The following is an 11,365-nucleotide window of genomic DNA, read 5'->3' as shown; positions in this document are numbered from 1 at the left end:
ATTGCGAGAAGGCTTTTTCAGCTGACCAAACTTAATGCCTCTTAATTTCTTAATGGTCAAAAATGGTAAAACTTACTTTGACAATCTTTAGGCATTATGCCTGTGAGATTGTCAAAGTTTAATTTTTATGTTCAAATGTTAAAAACCACTATCCACCCAATCGTAACATCTTTAAAACTCAAACGTTTGCGCAGAAACAAATTCAATATTCTAACCCAATCATCAGTATTTTGGATAAATAAAACCAACAACAACACACAATGACGAAAAAACTAACCGGTTTATTTACGCTATTATTTATTGCAGGGCAGCTTATCGCCCAGGAATTACCTTCCGAATTACAAACACCAGAAGTGGTTTCGCTTAACCGTTTGCCCATGCGTGCATCGGCCTTTGCTTTCGAAAACCAGGAGCTGGCCGCTAAAAGAAACAAAGAAAAATCAGCATATTTTTTATCCCTTAACGGAACATGGAAATTTAACTGGGTAAAAGATCCGCGTAAACGCCCTACCGATTTTTACAAAGTAGATTTTGATGATAAAGCCTGGGATAACTTCAGGGTGCCAGCCAATTGGGAAGTTAATGGCTACGGACTCCCAATTTATGTAAATCAGCCTTACGAATTTGCAGGCCGGCAGTTAACCGGATCAAGGATGAATCCTCCTTTCGATATTCCGGTAGATAATAACCCTGTTGGTTCTTACCGCAAAAAGATCAATATCCCCGCAAACTGGGATGGGCGGCAGGTATTCATCAGCTTAGGTGCGGTAAAATCAGCTTTTTACATCTGGGTTAATGGTAAAAAAGTGGGTTACAGTGAGGATAGCAAGCTTGCAGCCGAATTCGATGTCACCAAATATGTAAAACCTGGCGAAAATACCATTGCTTTACAGGTTTACAGATGGAGTGATGGCAGTTATTTAGAATGTCAGGATATGTGGCGCATTTCGGGAATCGAACGTGAAGTTTATCTCTATTCTACTCCAAAACTGGATATCCACGATTTCAAGGTTATCGGTAACCTCGATGCCACTTACACCAACGGTTTGTTGAATGTAGATTTAGCAGTCGAAAATTATAAAATAGACCAGCGCACTAACCACAGCCGCCCTGATAGTTTTTACATAGCGCTTGATCTGGTTGATGCCAAGGGCAACAATGTTTGGAAAGACGAAACCGCGCTGCAAAAAGTATTAGGCAATTATAAAACCAATCTTTCCTTTAAAACACAGATCAGCAATGTGAAAAACTGGTCGGCAGAAATACCTTACCTCTATACCTTATACATCACTTTAAAAGATAAAAACAATAAGGTAATCGAAGTCATTCCGCAACGGGTAGGTTTCCGTTCTGTCGAAATTAAAGGAAGCGACTTACTGGTAAACGGTAAACGCGTATTTTTAAAAGGCGTAAACAGGCACGAGCACAATGCTACACAGGGCCATACTTTAACCCATGCCGATATGGAAAAAGATATGGAAATGATGAAAAAGCTTAACGTAAATGCTGTTCGCCACTCGCATTACCCACCCGATCCTTATTGGATGGAACTTTGCGATGAATACGGTTTATATGTGATTGATGAGGCCAATATCGAATCGCATGGTCGTTATTACAGTTTGGAAACCACTTTTGCCAACGATAAACAATGGCGTATCCCACACCTCGAACGTATTACCAGGATGTACGAACGCGATAAAAACCATGCTTCCGTAATTACCTGGTCGCTCGGCAATGAAGCCGGTAACGGTGTTAACTTTTACGAAGCTTACCAGTGGCTTAAAACTAAGGATATCCGCCCCGTGCAGTACGAAAGGGCAGAGAACGATTTTAATACCGATATGATTGTTCCGCAATATCCATCGCCTAATTACCTACCTCGCTATTCTAAACAGGAAAAAGAAACCCGCCCGTTCATTATGAGCGAGTATGCACACATTATGGGCAACAGTTTGGGCAATTTTAAAGAATATTGGGATGCCATTGAGAACAATCCCAAATTACAGGGTGGTTTTGTGTGGGAATGGATTGATCAGGCTATCGATACCGTTAAAAACGGCAAACGAATTATGGCTTATGGTGGCGATTTCCCTTTAAGCGGTCCGGTAGACGAAAATTTCAGTGATAACGATTTCTGCGTAAAGGGTGTAGTAACTGCATACCGTGGAATAACGCCAATGGCAGTTGAACTGAAAAAAGTACATCAGTACATTAAAACTACTTTTAATGGCACCAACCAGATCAATGTTAACAACAGCTATTTCTTTAAAGATATCAGCAACGTACAACTGAACTGGGAACTGCTTGAAGATGGAAAAATAATCCAAACCGGTGTGATAAGCAACCTGAATATCGGTCCACGCCAATCGCAAACTTTAACCTTACCGTTCAAAACCAATTATAGCGCCGGAAAAGAATATTTCCTGAATGTACGTTACCGCTTAAAAACAGCCGAACCATTTTTGGAAAAAGGTTATGAAATTGCTTACGAGCAGATTGCATTGGCCGGCACTCCGAAAGCAAATGTTTACACCAATAGTAAAAAAACGTTAAAAGTAGAGCAAACAGGCGGAAAAGCAATGGTGAAAGGAAGCGATTTTACCATCACTTTCGATTTAACCAAAGGAACGCTTACAAGTTATATTTCCAAAGGACAGGAGTTACTGGCTTCGGGTCCGCAACCGGGTTTTTACCGTGCCCCAACTGATAATGATATCGGTGCAGGTTTGAATACCAAATTACGCATGTGGCGCAATGTATATCAGGATAATGATGCGGCCAATATAAAATCAACCGTAAACAATACAGCTGATGGTTTTACCCTAACAGTTAAGTCTACCTTGTTAAAAGGTGATGCCGAAACCACACAGGAGTTTAATGTACTGGCCGACGGAACCATTAAAGTAATCAACCAGTTTAAGGCCGTAAACGGCAATTATAAAAGCCTGATGCGTATTGGTAACGATCTGCAGTTAAAAAATGATTACAGCAACATTCAATGGTATGGCCGTGGCCCGGGCGAGAATTATGTCGATCGCAAAACGGCTTCATTAATTGGTACCTATCAATCAACTGTGGCCGATCAGTATTTCCCTTATGCACGCCCGCAGGAAAGTGGCAATAAAACAGAAGTACGTTGGGTAAGTTTCACCAATAAAGCAGGTAAAGGGCTTCGTTTCGAATTTGCAGATCAGCTTTTAAGTTTTAATGCGCTGCCTTATGCCGTAGAAGATCTTGATCCTGAAGCGGAGAAAAAACAGTACCACTCCGGCGAACTCGTAAAACGTAATCAGGTTTATGTACACATGGATTTGCAGCAACTGGGCGTTCAGGGGATCGATAGCTGGGGTTCTATGCCGCTGATTCAGTATCAGATCCCTTTTAAAGATTACCAGTACAGTTATTATATCAAAGCAATTAGGTAAAAATGGAAAATGTGAAATGGATGATGGAATGAAAAATCATCCGTTTTACATTCTTTAAATAAAATAATTAACCTACCAACACACAAATGAAATCACTATTTACCCTTGCATTGTTAGCCACCGGATTAACCGCCATGGCCCAGGATGCAGCAAAAGACCCCGCAACGGTGATCATTTCGCCACAGCACACCCTTTCTAAAAATGATACCGTATTTAGAAAAGCTATCGCCAAATGGAGCGACCAGACTTTAAAAAGTACCGATTATAAAAACATTAAAGCACAGCCATCGGCCGATATTTTTCCCGGCGCGGTAAAAACAGGCTTTCAGTTTGTAAACAAAACAGTAAGTATTGAGCACAAGAAAATGGCCGATAGTTTGGTGCCGATTGTTTCTACCCTGGGTTATTCCGGTTATGATAATGCCACCATGTACAGCACTGGTTTATATGCCAAAGCAGGCGAATACATTGAGATTGAGGTGCCTAAAAACACCAATGTTAATGATCTTGAAGTACAGATTGGTGCACATAGCGACCGCTTAAATTACTGGGTTGCAGGTAAAGAGGATTGGCGCAGAATGCCCATTATCACAAAAAAACAGAAATTGGTGATCGGTAAAAACAGATTGGCATCACCTTTTGGCGGATTGATTTACATTGATATTAAACCAAAGGCCGACAGCCGCAAAATTGATTTTAAAATCAGCCATGCCATTGAGGCGCCCCTTTTTGTATTGGGCAAAAACTCACACAGCGATTGGGAAAACCAGTTGAAAAACAATAAAGCACCCTGGGGCGAAATGGCTACAGAAAACGTGATTTTAACCCTACCGGATAGCGTATTGCAAACCATCAAAAATCCTGAAGAAGTTTTAAAATTGTGGGATCTGGTGGTTTTGGGAGAATTAGACCTGGCCAATATGCCTGCACCGTTTTACAGGGCACAGCGTATGGTGCCCGATGAGCACATTGGTGGCGGATATATGCACAGTGGTTATCCCATCATGATCCACCATTCGCCATCCAGAAAAATGCTTTCCAATGAGATTATGGCCAATCCCGAATTGTTGATGAAGCCGAGCAAAGGCGGTGCAAACTGGGGTTTCTTTCATGAAATCGGTCATAACATGCAAAATTTGAACTGGGTTTTTGGCGGTACCACCGAAGTAAGCAATAATTTCTTTTCGCTTTATATGTTCGATCGTTTAATGGGTGGTCGGGATGATTCGCATACAGGTGTATCAAGCGTGAATACGCAGAAAATGATGAAAAAATATTTTGCAGAAGGCCCGAGCTACGAAAAGTGGAAAAATGATCCTTTTTTAGGATTGATCATGTTCCGCCAGATGCAGGAAGGTTTCGGATGGGAAAGTTTTAAATCGTTTTTTAAGGAATATCAAAAAATCGGTCCGGGTATCGGTGAGCTTAACGATCAGCAAAAACGCGATTTGTGGGCCAAAACCTATTCAAATGTGGTAAAACGTAACCTAGCACCTTTCTTTAATACCTGGGGCGTGGGCATTAGCGAACAAACACAAAAAGAACTGGCAGTTTTACCTGCATGGAACCCCTATAATTTTCCTCCGGTAAATTAAAGCACAAGCATTATTAAATTAACCCAAATCAAAGCATAATGGCAGTAAGTAGAAAAATAGCTTTAAAAAAAGATGAACAGAGTGGTAACCAGCTTCATATATACGAAGTAAATCCCATTATCTTTTACTCGGGCGAAGCAGACGAACTCAATATCGAACTTTTAGAGTTCAACTATGGCGAACTTATCATCAAATCGCTGTCGACAGCCATTTTAAAAGTAAAAGAACTGATCATGGAAAATGAGGAATTTCCCATCAAATGGAAACAGACTGCCAAAGGCCTGCGCATTACCCTGCCAGATGGCTTAATTAATGATGAAAACCGAAAAAAGTGTACTTTGAAGATTAAATTTTAACAATACCTATGAGGTTTGATAAGCATATTGCCCGAAAACCTCATAGGTCTAGGTTTAAATATGCGTGTTGCCTAATAACCTCGTAGGTCTTAAAATCCACGCGACCTATGAGGTTTGATAAGCAAAAACCTCATAGGTCTAGGTTTAAATATGCGTGTTGCCTAATAACCTCGTAGGTCTTAAAATCCATGCGACCTATGAGGTTTGATAAGCATATTGCCCGAAAACCTCATAGGTCTTGACTTAAACACAAGCGTTGCCTAAAAACCTCTTAGGTCTTCTAATACGTTGTAGCGTTTTTATTTTTTTCACCGTTTTAGAATTAAACTAAACTAACGATGAAAAAAATGCTTTTTACACTAGCCACAATTCTACTCATTTTAAGCCTAACCTGGGGTTGTAAAGATCGTAATGAATCAATGCAGGATGCAGATCAGGCAGAACTCGAAAACCTTTATCAGGATATTGAAAAATCAGCAAAACAATTCACCTGCGAAAATGCCGGCGAATGGAAATATACGGCCATAGGATCTAAAGCCTGTGGAGGCGCGTCGAGTTACATCGCTTACTCTACTAAAATTGATGAAAGCAGTTTCCTCAAAAAAGTAGAGCAGTATACTAAACTACAGGCCGATTTTAATAAAAAATATGGTGTATTTTCTGATTGCTCCTTAATGATACAGCCAAAAGGCATTACTTGCGATAACGGAAAACCAAAGTTTACCTATTAATACTATCGTTACTTGTCTCGAAGTGCGTTTTTAAAGTATTCGGAAATACTAGTTTCTAATTTTACAAGTGTTGTTCCTTTATTCTCGGGATCAGTATTTCCATTTACTACAGTTTCAGTCATCTCGATAAAATTTTTCCTCGCATCTGGCGAAAAACCTATTTTTTGTAAAACTGAGTCCCAATCCTGATGTGGGATCTGTTTTGCTTCCACTTCTTTCTTCAAAACCTTAGAAAGCGCTGCGGCAACATCATCCGAACTTAACTTCTCTGGACCAACAATTTCATAAATTTTAGATGTTTCATCTTTTACCAGTACGTCGGTTACAAATGAGGCAACATCCATAGGTGAAATCATCGGGATAGCTAAATCAGTTGGGTAAAATGTAGGCAATGTGCCGCTTTTTTTAGCTTCGGGCAATTGCGCCAACCAGTTACTGTAATAATAAGCCGGGCGAACAAAAACCTGGGGAATATCAAGGCCTACAAAGGCATGTTCGAGCATGTGCGACATCAACAAATTACCCGTTCCCTTATCATATTGCGCACCGATTGATGATAAGCCTACCACTTTTTTTATGGAAGATTGAAGGATCACTTTATGATAATTTTCAAGAATGCTTTTGGTTTCGCCCAATACATCTTTGCTCTTACCGGTTTCAGGGGTTAAAACGAATAGGGTATCTCCGCCTTGAAAAGCTTTAACCAATGAATTTAAATTCATGGCATCGGCCACGGCTACTTCTGCCCCTTTTGCTTTAATTTCCGATTCCTTTTCGGGATTATGAATAACGGCTTTAACCGGTAGTTTTTTAGCCAATAAATGATCCACAATTGCTGATCCCACCTGACCAGATGCGCCTAAGATTACGTACATAACAATCAATTTTAGTTACGAGCGTATACTTAACCAACAAGTCGCAAAGAATTTTGGTTTCAGGTATTTTGAGTTTTTATCGGTTGGTGTCTCACCAACCGAAACTTTCCTTATTTCCGCTCAAAAGAGAAGTCAGGTTTACTGGCATGGTAGCTATTTAAAGTCGACTTCTCTGAGCGTAATCGGTTAGTGTCTCACCGACCTAAATTACTTAACATGCTCCCTGATAAAACTTTGCGGATTATAAAACCGATCATTCAGTTGCGTATCATTAAAAGTTAACCAGCTTGCACAGCCATAGTCATCAAATTTCTTCCTGATTTCCAAATGCAGGTGGTGGTAATCGCCTCCATATTTTTTACTTTCCTGTGGGGTGAATAACCTGGCGAGTTTGGTATTCTGGTCAACAGCCTGACCATTGCTTACATAAACTTCTTTCAGGTGTTTGTACGAGGTAAACATCGTTTGCCCGTTCGGTAATTTATGTTTAACCACTACCGTACGCTGGTTTTCGCCCAAATGAACAGAACACACTATTCCATTGGCCATGGCATAAACACTAACCAACTTTGCTTTAGGCTGTGTCGGATTAATATCGATAGCCGTGTGGATATGCCCTTTAAAATAACTATCGCGGTGATCGCCAAAAATGCTGATTATTTTGATGTTATTAATCTTTTTACGGTTGGCTACATCAAATGGCAGGTACCATTGATCGGCCGTTTTTGCCGGAACTGCATCCGTATAATAAGGCTTCCAACGATCGCGGTCTTTCTCGATTGTTGGTGTTTCGAATAAAAGTGCTGATAAAAAGATAAATAGTAATGTTTTCATGCTTAACTGAATTATAAAGCAAGATAACATTATTTAAAGAAATTAACTATTTTTATAGTTTAAAATAGTAAGTTCGTCATTGCGACAGACTAACAAAAAAGTCGTCATCTCGACTGGAACGTAGTGAAATGGAGAGATCTAACTCGAGACAGATTTCTCGACTTCGCTTTGCTCCGCTCGAAATGACGATAATAGTACGAATCAGCTACGCTAAAACATTCTCTTTCAGCGCCTCTGCCGCAGGATTAACCAGTGTACCAATCAACTCCGGAACCGGAACATCAGTGCTTTCGCTGTAACCATGCGTTAACAACCTTACCCTGTTGATGCATACCCTGATAAACTCAGGTACAAAAAGGTCGAATTTTTCGAATTTTGATGATAATTCAGGGTTTTCCGCCTGAAATTCTAAAATCACATCAGCAACCTGGCGCCAGAACTGTTTTTCGTCCATGCCAACATAACTGTGGAAAGTATTGCCAAGATATCTGAAAACCGCATCGAATATGCCCGAAAGGATAAATAACGGTGCCAGTTCGTCATTAATTTCCCTTAAAACATCAACCAGGTCATTTGGTAATTTCGCTTTCGATTCTTCTGTTAATACAATTTCCTCCACAAAATCTTTAATGATAATCCGTTCCGGAACACCGTTTTTCATTACGAGAATCGTGTTTTCACCATGTGGACTAAAGAAAAAAGCATGTTTATAGAAAATCCTCAATACCGGTTTCAAATAAGCCGATAAATAGGCGTTTAACCAATTTGAAGCATCTAATCCCGATTTTTCAATCAATGCCTGCACCATACTTTTACCATGATCATCTACATAAAGTAAACTGGCCATCGTCATGATGTTTTCGCCTTCCAGCAGGTAATTTTCTGCACTTTCGCGCCAGATGGCACCTAAAAACTCTTGATATTGATATGGAGAGCCCGGAATTTCACTGTATTGCGGATGGGTATAAGCTACTGTAGCTACCTCGCCCAAAAGTACAACGCGTGTTTGTTTCAGGTATTCATCGCCCTGTAGCATATCTTTTGCCCATTGGGTAACTTTTGGCGCAATGGCCAGTTTTTTAGGAGATAGTCCCCTGAAAATCGAAGTGTTTAAGATAGAGATAGCCGTTTTTACATAATGTTTTTTAGGCTCACTTACATTAAAGAAAGTACGGATACTGTTTTGGCACATGTACTCATCGGTACCAACGCCAACCGGTACGATCAACTGATGGGCAATATCGTGCGCCAGCTGTAATACAATTTTATTGTTCCATTGCCACTCGTGTACTGGGATAAAGAAATAATCTTCAGGATTTAATTCCTGCTGTATCAAAACCTGGTTAAAATCGTGGACCTGTTTTAAACTCAATTCTTCATTATAAAAAGAGAACGAAGAAATGCTTTCGATGCTTTTAAACTGCGCCCTCGATTGGTTTACAGCTAACCAGGCCAGTTGCGTTCGCTGTGCAGCTTCCGGAGCATATTTACCCTGATCGCTATGGTTAAAACCGATACGCCCTTTATTAATGGTAGCCCACGGGTGACCATCCATCTGGTGTTCAATCGTCTGATAATCTGCACTGGCCAATTCATCGGCTGTTAACCTTCCTTTTTCGTGGATATAAGCATCAGCGTATAAGGTATTTAATGTTTCTTCGATAAAATGGGCAAGGGTAAAAGGTTTTATGCCAAAAGTTTGCTGCAACTCGGTGTAAAAAGCAGGCGCATTGTTTACCACTACACTTTCGCCGTTTACAAACTTTTTAATGCTCTGTTTATCTATATGCAGGTAATCTAAAGCCCGCTGCTCACCAGAAAAAGTATAATAAATTTCCTCATCATCGGTAGCCAAACGGAAATCCAGCACGCCATTTTGATTAGTGTTTACAAGTGTTGGTTCTGCCAGTTTTTCGTGCATCAGTTCCACGATCGATTTTGCAATATAGTTTAGGTTTACCTTATCCCAAACTTCTTTTTTTAAAGGTTTTATGTGATTGAAATTGTTGTAACTCATGGTATTTAATTTTTTTAAGTTGTTAGTCCAGATTTGTAATCTGGACTTTTCGTACTCCGGATTTCAAATCCGGTTCTCAGTGGCCGGGATTATAAATCCCGACCAACCTACTTTTTGTTGGTCCCAATTTGCAATCGGGACCTATTGTACCCCGGATTTTAAATCCGGCTTATAAACTTTACAAATCCCGACCAACTAAATCAGCTGAAAGTTGTAAATCTGCTTCAACGAATTGCTCTTCCTCTCCATTTACACTAAACTGCTGGAAAGCGATCCTTTTTTCTACCGGATAAATTTCGAAACCTAATATGGCGTTGATAATGGATGCATTGCGATAAGCACCCATACCCAAATCAGGCGTTACAAAACCGTGCGTGTGCAGTTCGGCATTTTGAACAAAAATTTCGTTTCCATTTACATCAATGGCATAATTGCGGTGAACATCAAAAAGCCCATCGGCATTGCGTGTTATACGTTCGTTAATCGCTGATAAAAAGCCTGGCTCGTTGTATTTGTAACCCGTAGCCAATACCACGGCATCAGTATCAACCGCAAAATCTTTTTCGCTTTCGGTATGGTAAAAATCGAGCTGATAACTGCCGTCGTTATTTACTTTTAGGTTATTTAACTGGCAGTTAGGCATCAGTTCGGCGTTGATTTTTTCTCCATCGACACTCAGTTCGTAAAGTTTGTCGAAAATCTGATTGATCAGTTCGAAGTTGATCCCTTTAAACAAAGAATTCTGTTTACTTAAAAGCTGTTTCCGCTTAGTATCGCTTAAATTGTAAAAATGATCTACATATTCAGGTGAGGTAAGCTCTAAGGTCAATTTCGAATATTCCATCGGGAAAAAACGATCCGGACGCGTAAACCATTTCAGTTTTAAACCATTTTCTGTTTCAGGCAACAGATCGTAGAAAATTTCTGCTGCACTTTGTCCCGAGCCAATAACCGTTACCGTTTTTTGCTCCAATAAAGTCTGTTTAAACTTTAAATACTCCGACGAGTGTATTGCATATTGATGAACGGTTGGATCAATAAAAGCGGGTACTTTAGGCGCTGTTCCTGTTCCGAGGACTATTTTTTTTGCAAAAATAATCTCTGTTGTTCCGGTAGTCTGATCGATCTTTTCAATTTGATAAATGCCATCTGCATAGTTTATATTGCTCACTTTCTGCCCGAAATGGCAGTTTTTTAAATGGTTAATGGCCCATTTACAATAAGCGTTATATTCTTTACGCAGTACAAAAAAATCTTCCCTGATGTAGAATTTATAAAGGCGATCGGTTTGTTTAAGGTAGTTTAAAAAGCTGTACGGACTGGTTGGATCGGCCATGGTAACCAGGTCGGCCATAAACGGCACCTGCAAAGTGGCATCGCTCAGCATCATGCCCGGGTGCCAGTTAAATTCGCTCGCCTGATCTAAAAATAAAGTCGATAAGCTTTCTATCGGAGCACATAAAGCGGCCAGACCCAAATTAAACGGACCTATACCAATGCCTACAATATCGTATGTTTTCTGTTCCTGCATG

General features: G+C 40.1%; 8 protein-coding genes. 4 read left to right on the top strand and 4 right to left on the bottom strand.

Annotated elements, in window-relative coordinates; genetic code table 11:
• Positions 1–260: 260 nt before the first annotated feature.
• The 4 genes from B2V92_RS05940 to B2V92_RS05925 all read left to right on the top strand — a co-directional run bounded on the left by B2V92_RS05940 (position 261) and on the right by B2V92_RS05925 (position 6,107).
• Positions 261–3,425: a glycoside hydrolase family 2 TIM barrel-domain containing protein gene (locus B2V92_RS05940; protein WP_293305704.1), complete on the top strand. Its 3,165-nt coding sequence runs from the start codon at positions 261–263 to the stop codon at positions 3,423–3,425.
• A gap of 86 nt (positions 3,426–3,511) precedes the next feature.
• Positions 3,512–5,020, top strand: coding sequence for a M60 family metallopeptidase (locus tag B2V92_RS05935; protein WP_293305702.1), 1,509 nt, complete (start codon positions 3,512–3,514; stop codon positions 5,018–5,020).
• Positions 5,021–5,058: 38 nt separating this feature from the next.
• Positions 5,059–5,376: a hypothetical protein gene (locus B2V92_RS05930; protein WP_293305699.1), complete on the top strand. Its 318-nt coding sequence runs from the start codon at positions 5,059–5,061 to the stop codon at positions 5,374–5,376.
• 338 nt (positions 5,377–5,714) lie between these two features.
• A complete protein-coding gene (locus B2V92_RS05925; RefSeq protein ID WP_293305696.1) occupies positions 5,715–6,107 on the top strand; it encodes a hypothetical protein in 393 nt (130 codons plus the stop codon).
• 8 nt (positions 6,108–6,115) lie between these two features.
• Here B2V92_RS05925 and B2V92_RS05920 read toward each other — a convergent pair whose 3' ends face one another.
• From B2V92_RS05920 to B2V92_RS05905, 4 genes are all read right to left on the bottom strand, one after another.
• A complete protein-coding gene (locus B2V92_RS05920; protein ID WP_293305694.1) occupies positions 6,116–6,982 on the bottom strand; it encodes an NmrA family NAD(P)-binding protein in 867 nt (288 codons plus the stop codon).
• A gap of 207 nt (positions 6,983–7,189) precedes the next feature.
• On the bottom strand, positions 7,190–7,816 hold the full coding sequence (locus B2V92_RS05915) for a M23 family metallopeptidase (RefSeq protein WP_293305692.1): 627 nt from the start codon (positions 7,814–7,816) through the stop codon (positions 7,190–7,192).
• A gap of 205 nt (positions 7,817–8,021) precedes the next feature.
• Entirely contained in the window at positions 8,022–9,833 is a 1,812-nt protein-coding gene (locus B2V92_RS05910; protein ID WP_293305690.1) for an IucA/IucC family protein, read from the bottom strand.
• Between the two features lie 178 nt (positions 9,834–10,011).
• A complete protein-coding gene (locus B2V92_RS05905; protein WP_293305688.1) occupies positions 10,012–11,364 on the bottom strand; it encodes a lysine N(6)-hydroxylase/L-ornithine N(5)-oxygenase family protein in 1,353 nt (450 codons plus the stop codon).
• Position 11,365: the final 1 nt, after the last annotated feature.

It is taken from the genome of Pedobacter sp. UBA5917 (genome assembly GCF_002432345.1).
GTDB lineage: Bacteria > Bacteroidota > Bacteroidia > Sphingobacteriales > Sphingobacteriaceae > Pedobacter.
This window is presented reverse-complemented; position numbering and strand designations above follow the sequence as displayed.

Excerpts from the sequence above, each read along its gene's own strand:
- B2V92_RS05935 (WP_293305702.1), top strand. The coding sequence starts at position 3,512 with ATGAAATCACTATTTACCCTTGCATTGTTAGCCACCGGATTAACCGCC.
- B2V92_RS05930 (WP_293305699.1), top strand. The coding sequence starts at position 5,059 with ATGGCAGTAAGTAGAAAAATAGCTTTAAAAAAAGATGAACAGAGTGGT.
- B2V92_RS05925 (WP_293305696.1), top strand. The coding sequence starts at position 5,715 with ATGAAAAAAATGCTTTTTACACTAGCCACAATTCTACTCATTTTAAGC.
- B2V92_RS05910 (WP_293305690.1), bottom strand. The coding sequence starts at position 9,833 with ATGAGTTACAACAATTTCAATCACATAAAACCTTTAAAAAAAGAAGTT.
- B2V92_RS05920 (WP_293305694.1), bottom strand. The coding sequence starts at position 6,982 with ATGTACGTAATCTTAGGCGCATCTGGTCAGGTGGGATCAGCAATTGTG.
- B2V92_RS05905 (WP_293305688.1), bottom strand. The coding sequence starts at position 11,364 with ATGCAGGAACAGAAAACATACGATATTGTAGGCATTGGTATAGGTCCG.
- B2V92_RS05940 (WP_293305704.1), top strand. The coding sequence starts at position 261 with ATGACGAAAAAACTAACCGGTTTATTTACGCTATTATTTATTGCAGGG.
- B2V92_RS05915 (WP_293305692.1), bottom strand. The coding sequence starts at position 7,816 with ATGAAAACATTACTATTTATCTTTTTATCAGCACTTTTATTCGAAACA.